Genomic DNA, 24,987 nt, shown 5'->3' with positions numbered 1-24,987 from the left:
GCATGCCGGGGGTTTTTTATCTTTGATGGTGAGCCATGGAATCGATAATTCAGCAAATTAATCAACTAAGAACCTCATTGCGCCATCACGAGCATCAATACCATGTGCTGGATGCGCCAGAGATCCCTGATGCTGAATACGACCGCCTGATGCAGCAATTGCGCGATTTGGAAGCACAACATCCCGAACTGATTACCAATGACTCACCGACTCAACGGGTGGGGTCAGCACCTCTTGATGCATTCGAGCAGGTTAAACATGAAGTCCCGATGCTGTCTCTCGATAATGTCTTTGATGAAGAAAGTTATTTGGCCTTTGACAAAAGGGTGCATGACCGCCTGAAAAGCGCGGAGCCGCTGACATTCTGCTGTGAATTGAAACTTGATGGTTTAGCGGTGAGTTTATTGTATGAAGAGGGTGAACTGGTGCAGGCAGCAACCCGTGGTGATGGCACCACCGGTGAAAACATCACCGCCAATGTGCGCACTATCCGTGCTATTCCGCTGCGTTTACAAGGGGATAATATCCCGCGTCGGGTTGAAGTTCGTGGCGAAGTCTTTATGCCACAGGCCGGTTTCGAGCAACTGAATGACGAGGCGCGCCGCAAAGGGGGCAAAATTTTTGCTAACCCGCGTAATGCTGCTGCTGGCTCACTGCGCCAGCTTGACCCACGTATTACCGCTAAACGGCCATTAACCTTCTTCTGCTATGGCGTGGGTTTATTGGAGGGCGGTGAACTTCCCCGCAGCCATATTCAGCGCCTGATACAATTTAAAAACTGGGGCTTACCGGTCAGTGACCGAGTCAAACTATGCACCGGCAGTGAGCAGGTGATTGCTTTCTATCGCCAGGTTGAGCAAGACCGCGCGGGTCTAGGTTTTGATATTGATGGTGTGGTCATCAAAGTTGATTCACTCGATTTGCAAGAGCAACTGGGTTTTGTGGCGCGCGCACCGCGCTGGGCGACGGCATTTAAATTCCCGGCACAAGAACAGATAACCCAAGTCCGTGAAGTCGAATTTCAGGTGGGGCGCACCGGTGCGATTACCCCGGTCGCCCGTCTGGAGCCAGTACAAGTGGCGGGCGTGATTGTCAGCAATGCCACTCTGCATAATGCCGATGAAATCGAGCGCTTGGGTTTACGCATTGGCGATACCGTGATTGTCCGCCGTGCCGGAGATGTTATTCCGCAGGTGGTGGGCGTAGTGATGGAGCAGCGCCCGCAGGATGCTAAAGAGATCACTTTCCCTGAGCACTGCCCGGTGTGCGGCTCTGATATTGAGCGGGTTGAGGGCGAAGCGGTCGCTCGCTGTACGGGGGGGTTATTCTGCGCGGCGCAACGCAAAGAGGCTTTGAAGCATTTTGTTTCGCGCCGGGCGCTGGATGTCGAAGGTATGGGGGACAAGATTATCGAGCAACTGGTGGAAAAACAGTATGTTAAGAATCCTGCTGATTTATTCACACTGACCGCGGGCAAGCTGACCGGGCTGGATCGGATGGGGCCGAAGTCCGCACAAAATCTGATAGCGGCGCTAGAAAAAGCGAAACAAACCACTTTTGCCCGCTTTTTGTATGCGTTGGGCATTCGTGAGGTGGGGGAGGCGACAGCGGCTAACTTAGCGGCTCACTTCCGTAATCTGGCGAATCTACGTGCGGCAGATATTGAAGCATTAAAAAGTGTGCCGGATGTGGGTGAAATAGTGGCCAAACATGTGCTGAATTTCCTCGGTGAAGAACACAATCAGAAAGTGATCGAAGCGCTGGAAAAAGTGATCAGTTGGCCGGAGCCTCAACCAATTATTGCCGAAGAGATCGACAGCCCATTTGCCGGAAAAACCGTGGTGCTGACTGGCTCGCTGAGCATTCTTTCACGGGACGAAGCGAAAGATCGTCTGACTGCAAAAGGGGCAAAAGTGAGTGGCAGTGTTTCCAAGAAAACGGATCTGGTGATTGCGGGTGAAGCTGCCGGTTCAAAATTGGTGAAAGCGCAGGAGTTGGGGGTCACAGTCATCGATGAGGCTGAAATGATCCGCTTGCTCGGTGAATAATCTTACTCACGAAGGGGCGTTCGGAGGGGCATGTGGAAAAAGAAAATTTAGTTGAGTTAGCCAATACCCGTATGCCTTTCGGTAAATATCAGGGCCGGGTATTGATCGATCTTCCCGAGGAGTACCTGCTTTGGTTTGCGCGCAAAGGTGAGTTTCCACAAGGCAAGCTGGGTATGCTGATGGAGATGACTCTGGCCATCAAGATTGAAGGGCTGGATAGTTTGGTCAAACCCCTCAAGCGCGGTTGATTTTTCCTGCTAAAACAGGGCGTTACCAGCGCCCTGTCATTATTAGCTGAATATCAATTTTATTAAATATAAACGTCAATCTGGTTCTGTGCCGAAGGGCGGTTGACGCCATCACCGGCCGGTGCGCTGACCGTATTGTTGTCCCCTTCTTTGGTTTTCTCCGACTCTTTGGCTTGAATACGCGCAACTTCAGCTTGTAGTGCGGCAATCTGATTCTGAATTTGCTGTTGCTGCTTTTGCAACTCATCAGCAGTCAAACCAGAATCTTTTAAAGTGCTTAACTTCTCGGTCAGTTTTTGGATCTCTTGATTAATAGATTTAATCTGCGCCGCGCTACTGTTGTCCGACGAGCTACTGCTGCTCACAGAGATTGATGCTGTAGAGATTGTGTTCGACATCATTATTCCTTGAAATAACGTGAGTGGAGTAATGCTTATCGACGAGGGGATATTAACCTTTAACTTCTAAGGGCGGTTTTACACCATCTTATCACTTGGCGTTTTTTTGAACGCCCATGTGAATTCTGTGTGGCTAAACCACTAAGCGCAATTCAGGCCAATGTTGTTGCCAACCTTTGCTATTGACCCGCTGATAGTAAGTATCGATTTCACCATTTTTGCTGTTCAGCGTAATAGTTTTACTAAACAAAGCATCCAAACCGAACGGGGTGACCAGCTCAATATCGCCATTCTCTTTAAGGCTGGCACCAATGGCCGTTTCCACTTCAACCCAATAGCTGATGGCATCTTCGGTGCTGGTATAAGGTTGGCGACCAGTGCGCAGGTGCATTCTGGCCTGATTTTTGACTGACCACGGGAATGATTGATGTCGGGCGGAGGTCGAGTCATTAAGTTGCTTTTCAAGCTGTGAATCATATTGCTCGCGGGTGTTTTGCTCATCGAAATAGACTAAATCAATATCATTTAGCGGCGTCGAGGAAGGGTGCCCATGCAGCTTATCCCACACCAGATTACGGACAAATCCTGCGGCCAGGCACCACTGGTTTAACCGAAGTTCACGGGCAAAAGATAAAGCTTGCATCCGATAGGGGTCGGCACGTAACCATTCAATGACTTGCTGCCATTGGTTCATCGGCTATTTCCTCTGTAATCAATGTGTTTGAAGAAAAAACAGGTTTGAAGAAAAACAGAATAACAGTGCGGAATAATAAATTGGAGAATAACGGAGAGCAAAGTTTAAAAAGCAAAAAACCGGCCATAGGCCGGTCTTTTAAAGAGTGGTGGAGCTAGACGGGATCGAACCGTCGACCTCTTGCATGCCATGCAAGCGCTCTCCCAGCTGAGCTATAGCCCCACAAATGTGGTTGTTCGTATTGAATTATATGCCATCCACTTATCGAGTTTGAAAACTTTACCAAACAAGAAATTTGGTGGAGCTAGACGGGATCGAACCGTCGACCTCTTGCATGCCATGCAAGCGCTCTCCCAGCTGAGCTATAGCCCCAACGCGCACATAATAAATTGTGTGAACGGGGCGCATGATATGAAACCCCTGAAACAGTGTCAACGGCTAATTCAATTTCTCAGGTTAAGCGCTGAAAAAGCCGCCAAATCAGTGAGCAAACAGCATAAAAAAGGCGACTTTAGTCAGCCGCCTGATAAATACACTCGATTTTATTGCTGCGCTTCACGTTCACTAATAAAAGCCAGAGCTTTATCAATACGTGCTAGCGAGCGCGCCTGCCCGATGGCATGAACAGTGACATCCATACCCGGTGATTGGCCTGCGCCAGTGACAGCAACGCGCAGCGGCATGCCCACTTTGCCCATACCTACACCCAGCTCATCAGCGGTGCCCTGAATGACATTGTGAACGTTTTCAGTCGTCCATTCGGTGATAGCCGCCAGTTTGGCTTTAACTGCTTCCAGCGGCTGACGAGCCACAGGGCGCAAATGTTTTTTCGCCGCGTCTGCATCGAACTCATCAAACTCTTCATAGAAGTAGCGGCAAGATTCGGCCATTTCTTTCAATGTCTTACAGCGCTCACCGAGAAGTTTAACAATTTCAACGAGTTCTGGGCCATTGCGAGTATCAATACCCAGCTGCTCAACCTGCCATGACAAGTGAACTGCAACCTGTTCTGGCGGCAAGCTATTGATATAGTGATGATTCAGCCATTGTAGTTTTTCAGTATTGAAAGCACTGGCAGATTTGCTGACCGCATCCAGTGTAAATAACTCGGTCATCTCGGCAACAGAGAAAATTTCCTGATCACCATGAGACCAGCCCAGGCGGACCAGATAGTTCAACAGCGCTTCTGGCAGATAGCCGTCATCGCGGTATTGCATTACACCGACCGCGCCATGGCGCTTAGACAGTTTTTTGCCGTCATCACCCAGAATCATTGAAACGTGGGCATATTCAGGAACCGGCGCACCCAGTGCTTTCAAGATATTAATCTGGCGCGGGGTATTATTGATATGGTCTTCACCACGGATAACATGGGTGATTTCCATATCCCAGTCATCAACTACCACGCAGAAGTTATAAGTCGGCGAACCATCTGTACGGCGGATAATTAAATCATCCAGCTCTTGGTTACTGAATTCGATTGGGCCACGGATTTTATCATTAAAAATAACGGAGCCTTCCTGTGGGTTACGAAAACGCACGACAGAAGGCTCATCAGCACCATGGGTACACTGGCTATCGCGGCAGCGGCCATCGTAGCGAGGTTTTTCACCATTGGCCATTTGGGCTTCGCGCAATTCATCCAGACGCTCTCTGGAGCAATAGCATCTATATGCAGTGCCGTTTTCCAACATTTGGTCAATGACCGCATTGTAGCGATCGAAACGTTTGGTTTGGAAATACGGGCCCTCATCCCAATCCAGATTTAGCCAGTTCATACCGTCCATAATGGCGTCAATAGCTTCCTGAGTTGAGCGCTCAAGATCGGTATCTTCAATACGCAAAACAAATTCACCACCAAAGTGGCGAGTGAATAACCAGGAATACAACGCGGTACGTGCGCCACCGACGTGAAGATAGCCGGTAGGGCTGGGTGCAAAACGGGTTTTGATTTTCATTGGGTTCGATGCCTTATTACGCTACGCCGACCAGCGAAAGCTGGCTGTTGCTCGAAATTCGAAAAAGTAGGCGACATTCTACCACCCTGAGACAATTCCTCAACGATGTTACCGGTATGCAATAATAGATATGGCTAAAGAAACGTTCAGAGTGGCGATAAATATCGCATCCTGTTTAAATTTGCGGCGAACGATTGTTTTCGTTTTAAAAACCGTTGACTCACTTCGAACTATCCCTATAATGCGACTCCAACAACACGGCGGGGCGATTAGCTCAGTTGGTAGAGCATCTCCTTTACACGGAGGGGGTCATCAGTTCGAATCTGGTATCGCCCACCACTTCTTTACTCTCAGCATTATATAATGGGTCGTTAGCTCAGTTGGTAGAGCAGTTGACTTTTAATCAATTGGTCGCAGGTTCGAATCCCGCACGACCCACCATTATATCCAGTATCTCAGTTACTCCCCCAAACTCAGAAATACCATACTGCACAGCACCGTGTGGGTGAGACAAAACTGCATGTCAGTTTTGAACAACGCTTGCGTTGGCCCGAAGGGCGAGTATCAGAATGATACGAGTAACCTGCGTTCAGGTTCGAGCCGAGCGAAGCGAGACAGCAACGCGCAAGCGTTGACCCGAAGGGCGAGGCCAGCGGCCGAGTTATCCCGCACGACCCACCATTATATCCAGTACCTTAGTAAATCCCCCAAACTCCCAAATAGCAATTTCCCCCATTTCTTCTTACCGACTTATATCTTTAGTTTTTTAACATGCCAATAAATATCACTGCATCAAATAGCATGCCCTTGAATCACAGGCATAAAAAAAGGCGCCGTAGCGCCTCTTTAGAGATTATTTTCTGATACTTAGAGTACCAGGCCCGCGATAGACGCAGACAGTACACTGACCAGTGTAGAGCCGTACAGCAGCTTCAAGCCAAAACGAGAAACTACATTACCTTGATGCTCATTCAGGCCTTTAATCGCACCGGCGACGATGCCGATGGAAGAGAAGTTAGCGAATGAAACCAGGAATACGGACAGAATACCCACACTGCGTGGTGATAATTCTGATGCAACTTTCTGCAAGTCCATCATGGCTACAAATTCGTTAGAAACCAGTTTGGTTGCCATTATACCGCCGACTTGCAAGGCTTCATGAGCAGGAATGCCCATAACCCAAGCAAACGGGAAGAAGACATAGCCCAAAATACCCTGGAAGCTAATACCAAACAGCAGGCTAAACAGAGCATTCATCGCAGCAATCAATGCAATGAAACCAATCAGCATTGCTGCCACGATAATGGCAACTTTGAAACCGGCCAGGATGTATTCACCCAGCATTTCAAAGAAGCTTTGGCCTTCATGCAAGTTGCTCAGTTGTAACTCTTCTTCATCCTCAGCTTTATACGGGTTGATTAGCGACAACACGATAAAGGTGCTGAACATGTTAAGCACCAGCGCTGCGACCACGAATTTCGCGTCCAGCATTGACATATAAGCACCGACTATAGACATCGAAACTGTCGACATTGCCGTTGCTGCCATGGTGTACATGCGTTTTTCAGACATTTTGCCTAAAATATCTTTATAGGCGATGAAGTTTTCAGACTGGCCCAGAATCAGTGAACTGACTGCGTTGAATGATTCCAGCTTACCCATGCCGTTAACTTTGGACAATAAAGTCCCAATAATACGAATAACGACGGGCAGAACTTTAATGTACTGCAAAATACCAATCAGAGCAGAAATAAAGACGATAGGGCACAACACTCTCAGGAAGAAGAACGCGAGGCCTTTATCCCCCATGTTGCCGAAGACAAAATCAGTACCGGTAGCAGCGAACCCCAGTAATTTGTCGAAAAAGCCCGCGAATCCTTTCACAAAACCTAATCCAACTTCTGAATGGAGGAAGAAGTACGCCAGCAACACTTCAATAACCAATAATTGAACAACAAACCGAATGCGGATGCTTTTGCGATCCTTGCAGATCACGAGAGCCAATATGGCCACTACGACTAAGGCCAACGCAAACTGTAGAATATGGGACATATGTGCTCCAAATTAGAGGCAGGCTAGGTTTTGGTGGACATTTTATGTAACGGCTACATTAAAAACGAGATATAGACCGCAAATATAGAAATTCACTTTCATAAACGCAAACAAATTAGTGGGGTTGATCACAAAAAATAGGATGTTAATAATATGCTACAGAGATAGTGTAAATATGCTAGTTTGAACAATTGTAGTGAGCGAGCTCGGAAATTGCGATGCAGTATTTAACACAATTTTTCAGAAACCAAGAGCGCCTCCTTACTGCACGGCAGATTATGCGGTATTAGCTATCAAAGAGATAAGTTTTATCACTCTAAATGCGCTTGATAATTATTATCATTTAGATATTATGGGTGAGAAGAAAGTAGCCGTAAATTTCCAAGGGTAATACTGAATGTTGAATAGCCGTGCTGTCGATACACCCCGCCGTAACTCAAGGAGGATAAAACTCTCCCTGATGGGGCCTGCCTTTATTGCCGCCATTGCCTATATCGACCCCGGTAACTTTGCGACTAACATTCAAGCCGGAGCTACCTTTGGCTATACCCTTTTGTGGGTGGTGGTGTGGGCTAATGTCATGGCGATGTTAGTCCAATTGCTGTCAGCAAAACTTGGGATCGCGACCGGTAAAAATCTGGCGGAGCATATCCGTGATCGTTTCCCACGCCCAGTGGTATGGGCTTACTGGGTGCAGGCCGAGATTATCGTGATGGCGACAGATTTAGCCGAGTTTATCGGCGCCGCTATCGGCTTCAAATTGCTGCTGGGTGTCACACTGCTACAAGGCGCGGTACTGACCGGCATCGCCACTTTCCTTATTCTTATGCTGCAAAACCGTGGGCAAAAGCCAATCGAAATGGTGATTGGTGGGCTGCTATTGTTCGTTGCGGCATCTTATATTGTTGAACTGATTTTCTCTCAGCCCGAGCTGGCGGCCCTGGGGCGCGGGATGATTATTCCGAGCTTACCTAACAGTAACGCGGTGTTTTTAGCCGCCGGGGTCTTGGGGGCGACAATTATGCCGCACGTCATTTACCTGCATTCAGCATTAACACAAACGGAAAGCAAAGAATCCAAAACTGAGCGCTACGCCTCAACCAAGTTTGATGTGGCGATTGCCATGACGATTGCTGGCTTTGTGAATTTGGCTATGATGGCAACCGCTGCTGCGGCTTTCCATTTCAATGGTTATCAACATGTTGCTGAAATCGAAGAAGCCTATTTGACCTTACAACCCCTGCTGGGCAATGCTGCCGCCATCGTTTTTGGCTTGAGTTTGGTTGCCGCCGGCCTGTCATCGACAGTGGTGGGCACCATGGCTGGGCAAGTGGTGATGCAGGGGTTTGTGCACTTTTATATTCCAATGTGGCTACGCCGCGCGATCACTATGTTGCCGTCCTTTATTGTCATTATGATCGGCATGGACGCAACTAAAATACTGGTGATGAGCCAAGTTTTACTGAGCTTTGGCATCGCATTGGCGCTGGTGCCGTTATTGGTATTCACCGGCAATAAAGAATTGATGGGGGAGTTGGTTGATAACAAATTGACTCAGATTCTGGGTAAGTTTGTTGTCTTGTGCGTCATTGGCTTAAATGGCTATCTGCTGGCGAGCCTAATTTAAGTTTATCAGTCAGACGGATTAAAGCTATAAACCCGTCTGAGGGACTGCATGAGAGTTAGTCGTGATGGTGATGATCTCGCCCTTGGCCACGGTGATGTTTTTTGCCACGGTTGTCATGATGCTTGTCATATTTCCAGTAGCGCCCTTCGCGATAATAATAATTTTTTTTCCACCAACCTCTATCTTGCCAGCGGTGACCATCCCAGTAATGACCATGACGATTGCGCTCGCCTAAATCTCGCCCTTGATGGTTTTGCCACCATTGGCGGTCGCGCCAGTCATAACCATCCCAATAATTACCACTGCGATCCTGTTCGCCAATCTGTAAAGAAATACTGGGCAGCAACTCAATACTCTCAGCATTCGCCATGGGGATTAGCGGGAACCAGGCTAATATGGTTATCAGCAACAGGGGCCTTATTCTTCTTGGCCTCACGACACTCAGCTTTAACATTGTCGATTTAAACATTATTTATCCTTTTCTTGCCTTATAGGCTATGGCGTTATCTTAAACAGAAAGTCAGCCGCTGAGATTCGGATAAAACTGTAAAATATGGATTTAGGATTTATCTGTGGGGGGAATTAAGAGGGGCACAGGGGGCATAACCCCCCCTGTTTAGTGATTGAAAAGAGAACGTTTACACTAAAATATCTTCAATAGCTTTTATTTCTGCGTCACTGAATTCGGTATTTGCCAACATGCCAACGGCATCATCAATTTGACTGATTTTACTGGCCCCAATCAGGGCTGACGTCACCCGCCCACCACGTAATACCCAAGCTAACGACATTTGCGACAGTTTCTGTCCGCGATCAAGCGCCAGTTCATTTAATTGACGAACCTTGACCAGTTTTTCTGCTGAAAGTTGCTCGGGATTCAGGAACTTACTGTCACTGGCAGCCCGTGAATCCAATGGAATTCCTGCCAGATAACGGTCAGTTAATAAGCCGCCCGCCAGTGGCGAGAAAGCAATAGAGCCGACGCCATATTCATCCAGTGTATCTTGCAGTCCGGCTTCAATCCAGCGCTCAAACATAGAGTATTTAGGTTGGTGAATCAGGCAGGGGGTGCCGAGCTGTACGAGAATTTCACAGGCTTGGCGCGCTTGTGCCGCAGGGTAATTGGACAAGCCGATATACAATGCTTTGCCTTGGCGCACCAGTAAATCCAGCGCCGCCATAGTTTCTTCCAACGGAGTATTAGGGTCTGGCCGGTGATGATAGAAAATATCAACATAATCCAACCCCATGCGCTGCAAGCTTTGATTGATGCTCGCGACCAGATATTTTTTTGAGCCCCAATCCCCATAAGGGCCGGGCCACATGGTGTAGCCGGCTTTGGACGAGATAATCAGTTCATCACGGTAAGGGCGCAAATCTTGTTGCAAAATTCGGCCAAAGTTCAGCTCGGCTGACCCAGGGGGCGGGCCATAGTTATTGGCTAAATCAAAGTGGGTAATACCATGATCAAATGCCCGATGAATCAGATTACGGCTATTTTCATACAAAGTGCTATCGCCAAAGTTATGCCACAGGCCGAGAGAAATAGCCGGCAGCATTAATCCACTACGGCCACAACGGTGATATTCCATTTCCTGATAGCGGGAGGAAGCTGCTTGGTAGACCATGATGCCCCTTATTGATGAGAGTAAACGACGCCTTAATGTATGCGTTTCCACTGATTGCGTAAGTTGGCAAGATCACAGAGTCGACGATGGGTAACAGAATCGGAAGCAGATCAGAGGCAAGGTCAGGAAATGGTTACACTTGTCAAACTAATTAATAATTTAAAAAACATTAGATTTATTTATGTTTTGTCTAATACTTATTTAACACTATAAGTATTGGGATTATTATTGTTATGTCAAACAATTATAAAGTCGCAGATTATTTACTGGATCGGTTGGCACAAGTAGGTATCCGACACCTGTTTGGTGTTCCTGGTGATTTTACTCTTCACTTTTTGGACCATGTCATTAGCCATCCCGTCATTCGATGGATGGGCTGCGCTAATGAGCTTAATGCGGCTTATGCGGCGGATGGATATGCCCGTGTCATGCCTGCCGCTGCATTACTCACGACCGTTGGGGTCGGTGAATTAAGTGCTATCAATAGTATTGCTGGTAGTTATGCTGAATATCTTCCAGTTATTCATATTGTTGGCACTCAGGCGCTACGTGCACAAAAGGCCGGAGAATTACTACATCACTCATTCGGCGACGGCGATTTTAGCCATTTTTCGCGCATGGCGAAAGAAGTTAGCTGCGCACAAACCAGTTTAACAGCTGAAAATGCGGTGACCGAAATTGATCGCCTGCTGGTGGCTGCGCTCTATCAGAGACGACCGGTTTATCTCCAACTCCCCAGTGATGTGGCACAGGCTGATGTGGTAACTCACCTAGGGGGTTGGCTCTCTCTGAACCTATTTTCTCCCCCTCATCTTTGCAGGCGTTTATTGCTGCGGCCCGTGAGAAGTTACAGTCAGCGCACCGGGTGGCGCTATTAGCCGATTTTCTGGCCGACCGATTTGGTGCCCGACAATCATTGAATAGCTGGCTGGCAGACGTGAATCTGCCACATTCGACATTACTGATGGGCAAAGGGCTATTGGATGAGACACATCCGCTGTTTCTGGGGACTTATGCCGGTGCGGTCAGTGATATTAAAGTCAGAGAGTGCATTGAAAATGCTGATGTTTTGGTGATGGTCGGGGTATGGTTTGTCGATACCATTACCGCCGGATTCAGCCAGCATATAATTCAAGATAATTGTATTGATATTCAGCCGGAACAGGTGCGTATCGGGCGAGAAGTTTTCAGCCAAATCCCGATGGTGACTGCGGTGGAGGCGTTACATAAATTGTGCCAATCATTGCAGAATGAATGGCTGCAGCCCGTTATCATTCACCCCTCTATCACTCACCCAATCTCGGAAGTTGTGCCGCAGGGTTGGCTGAATCAGCAGATATTTTGGTCTCACATCCAGCCATTTTTACGGGCTGGCGATATCGTGGTGACGGATCAGGGCACTTCATGTTTTGGCGCGGCATCATTAAAGTTACCGTCCGGATGTACGTTTATAGCTCAATCATTATGGGGATCAATTGGCTTTAGTTTGCCAGCGGCCTATGGTGCTCAGGTGGCACAGCCACAGCGGCGGGTGATATTGCTGGTGGGCGATGGCGCTGCTCAACTGACCATCCAAGAGTTGGGGTCAATGTTGCGCGACGGATTAACACCGATTATTTTTCTGCTTAACAACCAAGGATATACGGTAGAGCGCGCCATTCATGGACCGCAGCAGCGCTATAACGATATTGCCCAATGGGATTGGACACAATTGCCGCAGGCGCTGACTTTGGATAAACAAAGCTTTACACGTCGAGTGACTCAGGTCGATGAATTGCAACAGGTGCTGGCAAAACTCGAAAATTGCCAACAATTGGCTTTTATCGAGGTGGTATTGCCGCAAATGGATGCGCCTGAATTATTGGTCAACATAGCCAAATCTCTTCAGGCCCGTAATACGGCGGTCTGACCTCATTGGCCGTTATTCGTCTTACCGGTCAATTGATCCAACAACCAATAACCTGCTGGCCCCGGCGGGTTTTTTTTCGACCAAACGGCATCAATTGAGATAGTTTTGGGCCAGCCAATGGTCGATAAGGCGACCAGTTTTTTATGACTGTATTGCTCAACTAACCAGCGCGGTAAAATAGCCCAACCGAAGCCTTGCTCTGCCATTTCCAGCAACATCAAATAACTCGGTGCTGACCACATTAATCCTTGCGACTGATTGCGCTCGGTGCGGTTATAAGTATTCAGGCGAAGTTGTCGGGTGGTGGCTAATTGTTCAGGGTGGACATGGGGTAACTGTGCCAGCGGATGGTCGGGTTTGACAAATATTGCCATTTCAGTCTGTGCGGGTAACCGGTTAGCCGCGATATCAGGCGGGTAATGCTGCTGAACTTCCACCACGCCGATATGCGCTCGCTTAATTTGCAGCAAATCAATCACATCGAAATCTTCGGCAATTAAACACTCAAACTCGATATCAGGATAACGCTGTTCAAAACGGCGCAACAGACTTTCATGATGGGTAGGTTGATAGGTATCAGACAATACAAACGTCAGCCGGGTCTCAACCTGGCCCGCCAAACGGATGGAAAGATTATCCAGCCGCTCACTGGCGGCCAAAATTTCCAGCGCATGGGAGAGCACACGGCGTCCATGGTCAGTCAATACGGGCAGACGGGCTTGCCGGTCAAACAATGTCAAACCCAAATCCGCCTCTAAATTGGCGATAGCGGTGCTGATGGTCGACTGGCTTTTGCGCAGCTTACGGGCTGCCGCTGAGAAAGAGCCGAGGGCAGCGGCTTCGACAAACGCAATCAGTGCTTCGGGAGAATAATACATAAAATATCTATTTTATCGATGGATTCTATTTTTAATCTATCTTAAAAAGCGATGATAATCACCTTCGACAATCTGTTATTGATTAATTAAGTGAGTATCTTATGCAAGTTCATCGCAAATCTTTATTTGAACGAATTATCCATGCCGTGGGTTTTGAGGTCATTGCTATCTCGATTTGTGCGCCAGTTGGTGCATGGCTGTTGGATCGTTCAATATTACAAATGGGCACCTTAACCGTGCTGCTCTCTTCAGTGGCGATGCTGTGGAATATTATTTACAACAGCTTATTCGACCACTTCTGGCCGGTTAGCCGTGTTGCCAAAACCCTCCGTGTGCGGGCATTCCATGCATTGGGTTTTGAAAGTGGGTTTATCTTGATTGGCTTGCCGATTGCGGCCGGTGTATTGGGGGTTTCTCTGTTACAGGCATTTATACTGGAGATCGGTTTCTTCCTGTTCTTCCTGCCTTACACCATGTTTTACAACTGGGTCTATGACAGTTTGCGGGCGCGAATTATTCGCTCACGTCAGCCCGTAGCACTCAAGCCCGCTTCTGATGAAGGGCGCGGTTCAAACTGATTTTTGACTCATTACCCAGCGTTTTTTTACCGTCAGCAGTGGCAATTAGCCGCTGCTGAAACGTTTTTATGTGATCTTTATCCCAAAGCGAAACGGTTTCCAGTATTGAGATTGTTGTTTCCCCAGCCTGATTTTACAGTGAGCATAATTGAAGTTAAGAATATCTGTAACGGAGAAGTTTCTGATGACGAGCTATGCCCTGGTGGGTGACGTTGGCGGCACTAATGCCCGTTTGGCGCTTTGCGCTGTGGCGACGGGCGAAATATCACAAGCAAAAACATATTCAGGTTTAGATTACGACAGTCTGGAAGCTGTCATTAAGCAATATTTATCAGAACATAAGGTCACTGTAGAGCACGGCTGTATTGCGATTGCCTGCCCGATTACTGGCGATTGGGTAGCAATGACCAATCACACTTGGGCATTTTCTATCGCCGCAATGCAGCAAAATCTGGGACTAAAGCACTTAGAAATTATCAATGATTTCACCGCGGTATCAATGGCGATCCCGATGTTGTCGCCGCAGGATGTACTGCAATTTGGCGGCACATCGCCACAGCCGGGCAAACCGGTTGCGGTATATGGTGCAGGGACCGGGCTTGGGGTGGCGCATTTAGTGAATGTGGATAGCCGCTGGATAAGCTTGCCGGGTGAGGGCGGGCATGTAGATTTTGCGCCCAATAGCGAAGAAGAAGACCGGATTCTGGCGGTATTACGTCAGGAACTGGGCCATGTTTCCGCTGAGCGGGTGCTTTCCGGGCCGGGGCTGGTCAATTTATACCGCGCCATTGTGATTTCTGATGGTCGCCAGCCCGAGAATTTGGCCCCGAAAGATGTGACCGAACGCGCTCTGGCTGACAGTTGCACTGACTGTCGCCGCGCATTATCCCTATTTTGCGTGATTATGGGGCGCTTTGGCGGCAACCTAGCCTTAAATCTCAGCACCTTTGGCGGTGTATATATCGCAGGCGGCATCGTGCCGCGCTTTATGGAGTTCTTTAAAGCTTCAGGTTTTCGCGGTGCTTTTGAAGATAAAGGCCGTTTCAAAGATTTCTTGCAGGATATTCCGGTCTATATGATTACTCATCAGCAACCCGGTTTGCTGGGGGCGGGGGCTTATTTGCGTCAGAAATTAGGGCATACCCTTCGCTCTTGAAACTGCATCTATTACCTGATTGCAATGAAAGCAGAAAACAGAGCCAAGGCTCTGCTGAGGTTAATGATAAAGTGACTTAGAGCTTAGTGAGTAAAGGGTTGACCGCACCTAGGGGCGCTCCGACGGTTTACACCGTTACGGCCCCAACGGCACGTTTTCCCTTTATTTGACTTTGTCAGCAGTTTGAGCAGAGCCAAGGCTCTGCTTTTCTATGGCGGAGAATGATTACGCGTGACTGTTGGCAGTGACCCCTGCTGGGGCTGTTGAGATGTTTTCTGTCACGGCTGTCGCCCCTTTTGGCGGCTTGATAATCAGGGTTAACAGCAAGGAAACCACAGACATCACCGCAATGACGATAAAGGTCGAGTGATACCCACCCAGACGTGCCGCAATAAATGACCCCGCCAGTGCGCCTAAACCAAACCCTTGATAAATAATCCCGTAGTTTTTGCTGTGATTTTTCAAACCGAAAAAGTCGCCAACAATCGCCGGGAACACCGTGATATTGCCACCGAAACAGAAAGCAATAGCACCGACACACAAGAAGAACAGGGCGTGAGTCAGTGGGACAAAACTCAGCACAGATACCGCTAAGGTGGTGACCAGCAAGGTAAAGCTGATAACCCGCAATTGGCCCACTTTATCGGACAGTGCCCCCAAAATAATACGTCCGGCAGTATTAAAGATGGCGATGGCTGACACCGTATTGGCGGCGGTGGCTAAATCCATTCCTGCCAGTTGCACGCCTAAATCTTTCACGATACCAATCAGATATAAACCACTCATACAGGCGGTGAAGAAGATGATAAACAGGAAGTAAGATTCTTTAACCGCCAGCATCTCTTTAACACTGAAATCACGGCCGGTGTGGGCAGATTGCAAGTTGGCAGCTGCTTGTGGCGCGACAATTTTTTCCCGCAACAAGAAAGAACCGGCTCCAACCAAGACCATCACGATAATGCCCCAGTAGAAGAAAGCCAGTGACACACCTTGGTTAGCAATCAAACTGGCATTCACGTATTTGAACAACAGGCTGCCGGTGCCAAATGCGCCCACAGAAATACCTGAAATCAAACCTTTACGTTCTGGGAACCACTTAATCAGATTCGACAAAGTGGTGATGTAGGCGGTGCCGTCAGCAAAGCCCACCACAATACCCGCCAGCAGATAAATCATCCCGAGTGAAGTGGCAAAAGAGCTGGCAATCAACCCCAAACCGAGGATGATGCCGGAAATCAGTGTCAGTTTGCGGATACCAATACGCTCTTGCAGGCGGCCCGCAAATAACGTGGCGATAGCCAGAGAGAAACTGGTGATAGAGAAAGTGGTCGCCACCGCGCCCAATGACCAACTGAATTTCTCTCCCAGTGGCTGATTAAATAAGCTCCAAGTATAGATAGTGCCTAACCCCATCTGAACGATGATGGTACCAACAACAATTAGCCAACGATTTACCGGTTTACTGCTCATGCCGGACTCCTTAAACATCAATGCATACGGCCCGAATATGGCTATTGCTGACGTGATAGTGGTAAGCAATGGCGTCGGAGCCTAAAAATTACGCGCTGATGGAGCACCGGAAATCTGGTATTGAGGTGTTATCAGCCCGCCGAATGAAACCAGTATACGGGCGGGCTAATAGCTATAGATCGAAAGGGGAATGAGCTGCATTCAGAGAGGAATGAAATGCATTTAAAGGCGCATCAGTTGCCTAAATTCCTTTATCTTGCTGCGGCTAACCGGGACTTCAAAGTCCAAATCACTGAGTCGCAGGATATAAGTGTTATTAAACCAGGGCACAATTTCGCGGATTTTGGCTAAATTCACACAATAAGAGCGGTGACAGCGGAAAAAGTATTCTTCAGGCAGACGATTGCAAAACTCGGTGATATTCATCGGCATAATGAATTCTGCGCGCCGGGTGTAAACCAAAGTGACTTTTTCCTGCGCCGCCGCATAATAAATATCATTGATATCCGTGACGATTATGCGCTCATCTTTCATCAGATTGATGGTATGGGCGGCAGGGCGGTGACTGGGGCTGTTGTTTTGCTCTTTATTTAGGTGATCACGCTTATGCAGGGCTTCCAATTTTTGCAGCATAGTGACAATACGTGATTCATGGTAAGGCTTTAAAATATAGTCAAAAGCTTCAATTTCAAAGGCCTCTACCGCATGTTCTTTATAAGCCGTAATAAAGATAATGTAGGGTTTATGGGCAAATTTGCTGATATTTTGCGCCAGCAAAACCCCATCTAACGACGGAATATTAATGTCGAGGAAGATAGCGTCAACCTGATGGTTTTGCAGGTATTTAAGCACGTCCAGCCCATCTTCAAAGGTGGCTTCGATGGTAATATTACTGTGTTGGCGGATAAGATAACTTAATTCTTCCTGAGCCAGAAACTCATCTTCGACAATAATTGCTTTCACGGGTTAAACTCCGGCTGAAATACTGGGTTCTGCATGGACTTTGCCACCATTTTTGCTGATATAAAAAGAAATCTCGGTGCCCGGTTCCATTCGGCGTATCTGCAAACCCTCGCCATAGAGTAATTTCACTCGATGATGGACATTCAGTAAACCAATTTTATTGCCTGGCATTTCATTATTAGTCACGCGCGCAATGGTCTCCTGATTAATTCCATTGCCAGTGTCTTTCACTGAAATTTTTATCTGGTCGCCACTGTCTTTAACCGCAATCACCACCACACCTTTACCGCGGCACGGCTGAATACCATGGACGATAGCATTCTCCACCAGCGGCTGGATCAACAAGCTGGGGATCTTTAGCGCAATATCATCATCAATATCATAAATGACAGTCAATTTGCTGCCAAAACGCGCCTGTTCGATGGCGATATAGTCTTGAATTTGATGCAGTTCTTTACGGATATCAATTTGTTCATCATTTAATTCAAGGTTATAGCGCAAATAGCGAGACAAATTAATGATCAATTGGCGCGCGGTATCTGGATTAATACGAATTGACGAGGAAATAGCATTTAAAGCATTAAATAAAAAGTGCGGATTAATTTTACTTTGCAGCGCGCGCAATTCCGCTTTATTGGCCATTTCGCGCAGGTGTTCAATACGCGAAACCTCAATCTGGGTTGAAATGATTTGCGATAATCCTACCGCCATGACTTTGAGTGAGTAAGTGATTTTGTGGGCATGGCAATAATAGATTTTCAGCGAACCCGTGACTTCACCTTTTTCCCATAGCGGGATAATAATCAGGGAATGAATTTGGGGAGTCCGGTGGACTTCATCATTATTGCGGATAGTAATTTTACCGCGCAGGATACTTTCTTTGGTGATATCACTGATTATTTCATGACCAATATTATAGGTTTCCACCCCAACGCCGACATAGGCCAAAATATGTTGAGTGTCGGTAATGGCGACTGCATCAGCCTTGATATCATTGCGAATAATTTCACAGACACTGCGCAATGATTCGCCATTGATATTGCGAAAATAGGGCAAAGTTTTATTGGCAATATCCAACGCCAATTTTGCTTGTCGCGCAGCAATGACTTCTTTTTCATCCTCGACACTCTGCACCAGCAGCACAATTAACCCAATACAGACCGCCCCTAAAATCATCGGAATCGCGATTTTAGACACAATATCGATACCCAGTGCCGTCGGTTTGGCCCATATCACCACCAAGAGCATCGTCAGCGATTCACAAATCATACCGGCCAAAATGCCAATACTCCATTGGCGCTCTTTTTTGACTTTCAGGTTGATATAACCCGACATCAAGCCCGCAATAATGCTGGTAATTAAGCAGGGAACCGAGCTAATACCATCAATATCAATTAAATAACGATGAGAGCCCGCGATAAGCCCGGTAATAATCCCGACCCATGGGCCAAATAAAATACCGCCGGACATGACGGCAATGACCCGTACATTAACCAGAGAACCTTCAACATTAATGCCGGAATAGGTGCCGAAAATAGCAAACAGCGAAAAGATCGCGGTGACGGCGGCTAATTCCAGCGGCGTGTGTTTCTCTTTTTGTAGTAACTGACGAAATAGGCGGGTGCGGGTCAGGAAGAACAAGCAAATTAACATCAGTGCGGCGCGATCAAATACCGCCAGTAGCATTTCAAATATCTGGTGCACTCTATTTTCTCTTGGCAACATTTTCTGTTGGCAACGTTTGATTGTTGACAACAACCGGGGGATCTTAGGTTCTAAATATCAGATCTTGAGGCGGGTAAGCGGCTAACTATAAGGAATATAGTGGCCGACTGCTACTTTATCCGTGCTATCGAGCCGAATAGCTGGGGTAGGCTGCCGGAGAAATAAACTCCGGCAGAGTATCAAGCGGAATATGGCTACTTTGTCATCCCCAGTTGTTGTCGGCCGATATCTGTCAAATTATCGATTGTGGCCCGGCCGGTGAAATCAACTTCGAAATCATCGGCAGCAAAGTCTGGCGGTGAACGGCCATCCATAAAGCTGGCTAACTGGCGCGGCAAGTAAGCGGCATTTTTTTCACATCCCGGAGCGGCGGCGATATACATCACATTGCTGTCAAACTCGCCGTGATGTTCGTTTTCCACTGAATGAATGACATCACAGTGCCAAAATACAGTGTCACCAGCTTCCAGATCTGGAATAGGGGAAATAGCTTCCATTAAAAGAGGATGCCACTGTTCAGAAGCCGATAAAGCCCGGCCCGGTGCCGCACCACACAAGTCATCATCGGGCACATCGTCTTGCAAAGCACGTAACAGGATATAGGCCATGGCATTGGCAATCGGGATCACATTTAGCGTCCCGGCGTGGGTACGCTGTGGTGTCAGCGCCGTCCACCCTTGGAATGTTCGGAACATAGAACACACCGCCGGTGACGGGAACTCTCGCACTTCCGGGCGGCCTTCAGCCGCAAAGGGATCGTATTGCTGCCATTCACCGGAAAATACGTGGCGATAAACATGGCGGAAATTTTCATCCAGCCAGCGCTCAATTGAGCCGCCATCCACATGAGGCGACAGGCCCAAAGATGAAGATTTTGGCGGGCGGCGACGGGTGCGGTCAGCATAGGTCACAACCTGATTAGCATCAAAGTGTTGCTTGCCATTGCTTTCGGTTTGCCACAGATTATTTAAGAATATCTGCACTGTATTCATGCGCGGATCTTGGCGGGCTTCGACTTGCGGTGTTGACCAGTAAATGCCATAAATTTGTGGTTTGCTGGCCGCCAGAGTGCCAAAGTAGTTATCTTCCGCGGCATTTTTCAGGCGCTCGACAAAATTATTACGATCCAGATAATTGCCGATCTCACGGTTCCATGCTGCGGCTTTCTCTGTCGGGAACACACCGAGAATAGCGCAGCAGCCCCGTTTTTTGATTTGTGCTTTCTGTTCGTCGGTGACTTTGCCATTGATAATATCATCGGCATGAATGCGAGGGACCGGATTCTCGCCTTGAGCCAGGCTACGGCGGATCTCAGTCACTTGTTGGCGGATATTCTCTTCCACGGCGTGGAAAACCTGCCGATAATTGGGTAGCGCTTGGCGCAATTGTTGCTTCACCGCTTTGATGGCTGCGGGAATATCGTCTATTTGTAATGAAGCCATGATGTTGACTCTCCAATAGCTGTAGGTTGAGGTCGCGGTAAGGCGTTTGCGTTTTACTGAGCATTTGTTTATTTTTTGTTATCTTGAGGTGACATTATTTAAGTAAAATAGAGAAGAATAAAGGGATGAGGTTTTGGTAAAATTTCCTCTTTAATTTTCACGGTTATTTTTACGATTAACAGCTTCAAATTAAAGGAAAAAAAGTGCCTGTGATCCCGATGTTTAGCCACTCCCCCATTTCTTTGCGGACGCCAAGGCTGGTTCTGGATAGCCTTAATGAACAAGATTGGCCGCTATTTTTGCAGCTACATCAAAACCCGGACGTCCAGCGTTATATTGCGGATCCGCTGGAAATGGCCGAAATACACGCCCGTTTTGAATCACGTGTCATGCCGTGGGAGAAAACCTCTAACCACTGGTTATGTTTGGTTATCCGTGAAAAAGAAAGTGGGCAGGCGATGGGGCTGACGGGCTTTTTGGCGGAATGGTTACCGCTCCAGCAAGCCGAGGTGGGCTATGCCATCTTGCCTTCTTATCATGGTAAGGGTTTTGCGAAAGAGTCACTGATGGCGGTGCTGGCATTTGGCTTCCAACAATGCCAATTCCATAAAATGAAAGCCACTGTCACCGTGGGAAATCATGCTTCGCGGCGAACACTGGAGAGCTGTGGTTTCCAATTGGAAGGCACCTTGCGTGATAACTTTCAGCTTGATGGGCAGTGGTGTGATGATTGGATATTGGGGTTATTAGCCGGTGAATGTCCGCCATCGCGCTGAACTCCGATGAGTTGGAAATTTGTTATCAGCCTATCGACAGCTATAAAGCACTAGGATATGTTTCATGTTAGACCATTTGATGGTCAGCGTCGCTCGGACGGTCCGGGCGCTAACGTATCTTCGAGGAAATTATGGCTGAATCCCCTTCCAAACGTCGCTTTGCCCGTATTGATCGTCTTCCCCCTTATGTTTTCAATATCACTGCTGAGTTGAAAATGGCCGCGCGTCGCCGTGGTGAGGACATTATTGATTTTAGTATGGGGAATCCGGATGGCCCGACGCCGCCGCATATTGTTGAGAAAATGTGCAGCGTCGCACAGCGTGAAGATACTCACGGCTACTCAACCTCGCGCGGAATACCTCGCTTGCGTAGGGCGATTTCTCGCTGGTATGCGGATCGTTATCAGGTGGATATTGACCCGGAAAGTGAAGCCATTGTGACCATCGGCTCGAAAGAGGGGCTGGCGCATTTGATGCTGGCCACATTGGATCACGGTGATACCGTGTTGGTGCCCAATCCCAGCTATCCCATTCATATTTATGGTGCGGTGATTGCGGGCGCACAAGTCCGTTCGGTTCCGCTGACTGAAGGCATTGATTTCTTTGGTGAACTGGAGCGAGCCATTCGTGAAACCATTCCAAAACCAAAAATGATGATCCTGGGTTTCCCGTCTAACCCGACGGCGCAATGTGTGGAGCTGGACTTTTTTGAGCGCGTAGTGGCGTTGGCGAAGCAATATGATGTGCTGGTGGTGCATGATTTGGCCTATGCCGACATTGTGTATGATGGCTGGAAAGCGCCATCAATCATGCAAGTGCCGGGGGCGAAAGATATTGCGGTCGAATTCTTTACCTTATCTAAAAGCTACAATATGGCGGGTTGGCGCATTGGTTTTATGGTCGGTAACCCCGAGCTGGTCAATGCATTGGCACGAATTAAGAGCTATCACGACTACGGCACCTTTACCCCATTGCAGGTAGCCGCCATTGCTGCGCTGGAGGGTGATCAACAGTGCGTGCATGATATCGCCGAACAATATCGCCAGCGCCGTAACGCCTTGGTTCGTGGGCTGCACGAAGCGGGTTGGATGGTCGAGAATCCAAAAGCATCAATGTATGTTTGGGCTAAAATTCCCGAACCTTACGCCCATTTAGGATCACTGGAATTCGCTAAACGCTTACTATCTGATGCGAAAGTCTGTGTTTCGCCGGGGATTGGATTCGGAGATTATGGTGATACCCATGTCCGTTTCGCTCTGATTGAAAATCAGGACAGGATCCGCCAGGCGGTGCGCGGGATTAAAAGTATGTTCCGTGCTGATGGTTTGCTGAAACCGGGGAAATCCACTTCAGGCGAAACGGTTTAACCTGTTAGCGATTTTTAGCGCTGTATACACTTACTCTGGCTGGTGGTTTAGACCTTCAGTCAGAATAAAATACTGCTTCACTCCATTACCCATCCATTCTTCATGTTCTCTTCATCTGTTTACACCATACTTATGATTAATTGAGTTATTTCAGTGGAGCGTGCGGCTATGAGAAATCGCTATTCATTACCCCAGATAACCTTACATTGGCTAACGTTATTGATGATCATTTTGACCTATGCAGCGATGCTACTCAGTGACTCGGTACCTGATGAAGATAGAACCTTGGTGAAAAACCTGCATTTCAATTTTGGTATTTCTGTCTGGTTGCTCATGCTGGTGCGGCTCTGGCTGCGTCATCGAAATGTGACACCGGCAATCACGCCCAAATTACCGGATTGGCAGTTATTAGGGGCGCATATTTTACATTGGTGTCTGTATCTGATGTTTTTATCATTGCCAATATTGGGGGTTTTGGCGCAGGCCTATGGAGGAAAAACCTGGTTCTTGCTCGGCTGGCAAGTGCCACAGTGGGTGACACCCAATGATGATGCGCGGGTTTATCTCAAGCAAACCCATGAGTTAATTGCTAATTTAGGATACTTTGTGATTGGGGCGCATGCGTTGGCGGCGCTTTATCATCATTATATCCGCCGGGATGATACTTTGCGCAGAATGATGCCGGGTAAGTGATGTATTCCCTAAGTGATGTGAGTTGCAGGAAAACAGCCAACGCACATACGGCTTGAAGTATGGCGGGTATAGCCGTTAAAAAAGATAAAGGGCGCAAATGCGCCCTTGAGGTTATTGACAAAGTGCCCGCAGCGGTGAAAACAGGCAGATCGTAAAGACGCCGTAAATACATCCTTGTAGGCTCGAGCCGCGCCATCCCTGGCGCGGACGCTTTACTCTTCTGCCCGTCCTCACCACCATAGATCGAGTCGTCGGGGTTTGTCAGCAGTCTGAAGGGCGCAAATGCGCCCTTTATACGATATCAGGTAGTGAATATCTCAGCCGATGATTATTCGACCATTATCATGAAGGTGCCCACCCAAACCACCAACATAATTGAGATACCCATAAAGAAATATTTCATTTAACCACTCCCCCTTGGAGCTACCTCGCCAGACTGAATCACTCAGCCACTTCTGCGAGTCGATGGCGCTAATGTAATCCCAATGGAGAGCGATTTTCAATACTGTAATTTTATGCATCAGATCACGTTTTTGTACAAAAACAGTAATTAATGTTAGTCAATGTATTGAAGTGTGAAGCTATTAACGTTTTTTTAAATTATCGCCTAATAACAATTTGTTACTCTCTTGACTCAAATTTAAGCGATAACGGGGACGTCAGCGTTATTTTTAGATTTTTCTGACTGCCACATCCGCTTCAAAGCCCAGTAAATAAAGGGCTTGTTCCAGAGCTTCAACCTTTGAGGCGTAATACACATCCAGCAGGCGATCCATCTGAGCAGCATTTAGGCTCAGTTTGCGCGCCATATCGGCTTTGCGGGTTTGGGTGGTGAGCATAGCATTGTGCAATTCCGCTTTCAGGCGCACTAAAATAGGCACGTGAATAGCAATATCACCCGATTGCAACGCTGACGGGGCAGGGACAGGGCGCTGTTCTTCTATCTGTGCGGCAATGCCGTTTTTAATGCCGTCTTGAGCTTCTAACTCTATGTCGTCGACCGAGTAAGTCACTGAACCTGATTCTGGAAAGTCGCGATAATGAATATGGTATTCGCCGCTGGCTTCATCATGGGTATAGCTGGCTGGGTAATGGTGCACGGTGTAGCTCCTGTGGGGGACTTCAAGATGCGGACATTGTACTGGCATCAGCAATGCGGGGTTACTTATTTAATACATTCACTCAAATGAGGAATATTTGGCACTAAAGGCAGAATGCTTTTACTGGTGTCAGAGTGATGTTTTCCCAAGATGAAATTCTAATAAACAAATAATAAATTAACGTGAGACTATAAGTATAAATAATGAGTTGTAAAATAAATGTTATTTAAAATGAAATGTCTTTCAGGTATTAAGCTAAATTCACAAGGGTTATTAT

Annotated in this window: 21 protein-coding genes, 4 tRNA genes, 1 other RNA gene and 2 pseudogenes; 12 read left to right on the top strand and 16 right to left on the bottom strand. The window is 47.6% G+C overall.

Features of this window, described 5'->3' with window-relative positions; genetic code table 11:
- The first annotated feature begins 35 nt into the window (after nt 1–35).
- The gene (gene ligA / locus FTA91_RS14610; RefSeq protein WP_050112561.1) at nt 36–2,048 is read left to right on the top strand and encodes an NAD-dependent DNA ligase LigA; all 2,013 of its coding nucleotides are present in this window, start codon (nt 36–38) and stop codon (nt 2,046–2,048) included.
- A gap of 32 nt (nt 2,049–2,080) precedes the next feature.
- Nucleotides 2,081–2,296 (top strand): DUF3820 family protein, encoded by a 216-nt coding sequence (locus FTA91_RS14605; RefSeq protein ID WP_050112562.1) that lies wholly within the window; start codon nt 2,081–2,083, stop codon nt 2,294–2,296.
- 62 nt (nt 2,297–2,358) lie between these two features.
- Here the strand turns inward: FTA91_RS14605 and FTA91_RS14600 are convergent, their stop codons facing one another.
- The 5 genes from FTA91_RS14600 to gltX all read right to left on the bottom strand — a co-directional run bounded on the left by FTA91_RS14600 (nt 2,359) and on the right by gltX (nt 5,346).
- Nucleotides 2,359–2,694 carry a FlxA-like family protein gene (locus FTA91_RS14600; RefSeq protein ID WP_050112563.1) on the bottom strand — a complete coding sequence of 112 codons (336 nt, stop codon included), beginning with the start codon at nt 2,692–2,694 and terminating at the stop codon, nt 2,359–2,361.
- A gap of 133 nt (nt 2,695–2,827) precedes the next feature.
- Nucleotides 2,828–3,388: a nucleotidyltransferase family protein gene (locus FTA91_RS14595; RefSeq protein WP_050112564.1), complete on the bottom strand. Its 561-nt coding sequence runs from the start codon at nt 3,386–3,388 to the stop codon at nt 2,828–2,830.
- A gap of 146 nt (nt 3,389–3,534) precedes the next feature.
- Nucleotides 3,535–3,610: transfer RNA gene (locus FTA91_RS14590), tRNA-Ala, on the bottom strand.
- 74 nt (nt 3,611–3,684) lie between these two features.
- Nucleotides 3,685–3,760, bottom strand: a tRNA-Ala gene (locus FTA91_RS14585).
- Nucleotides 3,761–3,930: 170 nt separating this feature from the next.
- Entirely contained in the window at nt 3,931–5,346 is a 1,416-nt protein-coding gene (gene gltX, locus FTA91_RS14575; protein ID WP_145535253.1) for a glutamate--tRNA ligase, read from the bottom strand.
- A 263-nt stretch (nt 5,347–5,609) separates the two neighbouring features.
- Here gltX and FTA91_RS14570 point away from each other — a divergent pair.
- From FTA91_RS14570 to FTA91_RS14560, 3 genes are all read left to right on the top strand, one after another.
- Nucleotides 5,610–5,685 (top strand) — tRNA-Val (locus tag FTA91_RS14570).
- A 26-nt stretch (nt 5,686–5,711) separates the two neighbouring features.
- Nucleotides 5,712–5,787: transfer RNA gene (locus tag FTA91_RS14565), tRNA-Lys, on the top strand.
- 117 nt (nt 5,788–5,904) lie between these two features.
- Nucleotides 5,905–6,027: non-coding RNA, RtT sRNA (locus FTA91_RS14560), on the top strand.
- A 186-nt stretch (nt 6,028–6,213) separates the two neighbouring features.
- Here the strand turns inward: FTA91_RS14560 and FTA91_RS14555 are convergent.
- Nucleotides 6,214–7,398: a NupC/NupG family nucleoside CNT transporter gene (locus FTA91_RS14555; protein ID WP_032820482.1), complete on the bottom strand. Its 1,185-nt coding sequence runs from the start codon at nt 7,396–7,398 to the stop codon at nt 6,214–6,216.
- A 397-nt stretch (nt 7,399–7,795) separates the two neighbouring features.
- On the opposite strand from FTA91_RS14555, the gene FTA91_RS14550 reads away from it, so the two are divergent.
- Entirely contained in the window at nt 7,796–9,025 is a 1,230-nt protein-coding gene (locus FTA91_RS14550; RefSeq protein ID WP_050112566.1) for an Nramp family divalent metal transporter, read from the top strand.
- Nucleotides 9,026–9,080: 55 nt separating this feature from the next.
- Here FTA91_RS14550 and FTA91_RS14545 read toward each other — a convergent pair whose 3' ends face one another.
- Complete coding sequence (locus tag FTA91_RS14545; protein WP_145535251.1) at nt 9,081–9,494, bottom strand: DUF2502 domain-containing protein; 414 nt, start codon at nt 9,492–9,494, stop codon at nt 9,081–9,083.
- 169 nt (nt 9,495–9,663) lie between these two features.
- Nucleotides 9,664–10,653, bottom strand: coding sequence for an aldo/keto reductase (locus FTA91_RS14540; RefSeq protein ID WP_145583532.1), 990 nt, complete (start codon nt 10,651–10,653; stop codon nt 9,664–9,666).
- Nucleotides 10,654–10,886: 233 nt separating this feature from the next.
- On the opposite strand from FTA91_RS14540, the pseudogene FTA91_RS14535 reads away from it, so the two are divergent.
- Nucleotides 10,887–12,562, top strand: a pseudogene (locus FTA91_RS14535) (alpha-keto acid decarboxylase family protein).
- A gap of 2 nt (nt 12,563–12,564) precedes the next feature.
- Here FTA91_RS14535 and FTA91_RS14530 read toward each other — a convergent pair.
- On the bottom strand, nt 12,565–13,440 hold the full coding sequence (locus FTA91_RS14530) for a LysR family transcriptional regulator (protein WP_050112569.1): 876 nt from the start codon (nt 13,438–13,440) through the stop codon (nt 12,565–12,567).
- Between the two features lie 101 nt (nt 13,441–13,541).
- Between FTA91_RS14530 and FTA91_RS14525 the strand changes: the two genes are divergently transcribed.
- Entirely contained in the window at nt 13,542–14,018 is a 477-nt protein-coding gene (locus tag FTA91_RS14525) for a multidrug/biocide efflux PACE transporter (protein WP_145535245.1), read from the top strand.
- 184 nt (nt 14,019–14,202) lie between these two features.
- Nucleotides 14,203–15,174, top strand: coding sequence for a glucokinase (gene glk, locus FTA91_RS14520; RefSeq protein WP_050112571.1), 972 nt, complete (start codon nt 14,203–14,205; stop codon nt 15,172–15,174).
- 225 nt (nt 15,175–15,399) lie between these two features.
- On the opposite strand, the gene FTA91_RS14515 is transcribed toward glk, so the two are convergent.
- From FTA91_RS14515 to FTA91_RS14500, 4 genes are all read right to left on the bottom strand, one after another.
- A complete protein-coding gene (locus FTA91_RS14515; protein WP_050112572.1) occupies nt 15,400–16,644 on the bottom strand; it encodes an L-lactate MFS transporter in 1,245 nt (414 codons plus the stop codon).
- A 222-nt stretch (nt 16,645–16,866) separates the two neighbouring features.
- Complete coding sequence (locus FTA91_RS14510) at nt 16,867–17,607, bottom strand: LytR/AlgR family response regulator transcription factor (RefSeq protein ID WP_050112573.1); 741 nt, start codon at nt 17,605–17,607, stop codon at nt 16,867–16,869.
- 3 nt (nt 17,608–17,610) lie between these two features.
- Nucleotides 17,611–19,311: a sensor histidine kinase gene (locus FTA91_RS14505; RefSeq protein WP_050112574.1), complete on the bottom strand. Its 1,701-nt coding sequence runs from the start codon at nt 19,309–19,311 to the stop codon at nt 17,611–17,613.
- A gap of 215 nt (nt 19,312–19,526) precedes the next feature.
- The gene (locus FTA91_RS14500; RefSeq protein ID WP_145535239.1) at nt 19,527–20,774 is read right to left on the bottom strand and encodes a DUF1479 domain-containing protein; all 1,248 of its coding nucleotides are present in this window, start codon (nt 20,772–20,774) and stop codon (nt 19,527–19,529) included.
- Between the two features lie 218 nt (nt 20,775–20,992).
- Between FTA91_RS14500 and FTA91_RS14495 the strand changes: the two genes are divergently transcribed.
- From FTA91_RS14495 to FTA91_RS14485, 3 genes are all read left to right on the top strand, one after another.
- The gene (locus FTA91_RS14495) at nt 20,993–21,550 is read left to right on the top strand and encodes a GNAT family N-acetyltransferase (protein ID WP_186366599.1); all 558 of its coding nucleotides are present in this window, start codon (nt 20,993–20,995) and stop codon (nt 21,548–21,550) included.
- Between the two features lie 131 nt (nt 21,551–21,681).
- Nucleotides 21,682–22,917, top strand: coding sequence for an alanine transaminase (gene alaC / locus FTA91_RS14490; protein ID WP_050112576.1), 1,236 nt, complete (start codon nt 21,682–21,684; stop codon nt 22,915–22,917).
- 168 nt (nt 22,918–23,085) lie between these two features.
- On the top strand, nt 23,086–23,610 hold the full coding sequence (locus FTA91_RS14485) for a cytochrome b (protein ID WP_050112577.1): 525 nt from the start codon (nt 23,086–23,088) through the stop codon (nt 23,608–23,610).
- Between the two features lie 107 nt (nt 23,611–23,717).
- On the opposite strand, the pseudogene FTA91_RS14480 reads toward FTA91_RS14485, so the two are convergent.
- From FTA91_RS14480 to FTA91_RS14470, 3 genes and pseudogenes are all read right to left on the bottom strand, one after another.
- A pseudogene (locus FTA91_RS14480) lies at nt 23,718–23,783 on the bottom strand (gluconate 5-dehydrogenase); the annotation flags it as partial.
- Nucleotides 23,784–23,938: 155 nt separating this feature from the next.
- The gene (gene ypdK / locus FTA91_RS14475; protein WP_086017141.1) at nt 23,939–24,013 is read right to left on the bottom strand and encodes a membrane protein YpdK; all 75 of its coding nucleotides are present in this window, start codon (nt 24,011–24,013) and stop codon (nt 23,939–23,941) included.
- A gap of 268 nt (nt 24,014–24,281) precedes the next feature.
- The gene (locus FTA91_RS14470) at nt 24,282–24,710 is read right to left on the bottom strand and encodes a type II toxin-antitoxin system HicB family antitoxin (protein ID WP_050112578.1); all 429 of its coding nucleotides are present in this window, start codon (nt 24,708–24,710) and stop codon (nt 24,282–24,284) included.
- Nucleotides 24,711–24,987 lie beyond the last annotated feature (277 nt).

It is taken from the genome of Yersinia thracica (genome assembly GCF_902170565.1).
Classification (GTDB): domain Bacteria; phylum Pseudomonadota; class Gammaproteobacteria; order Enterobacterales; family Enterobacteriaceae; genus Yersinia; species Yersinia thracica.
Note: the sequence above shows the minus strand (reverse complement) of the source record. Positions and strands in the feature narration are given on the sequence as shown.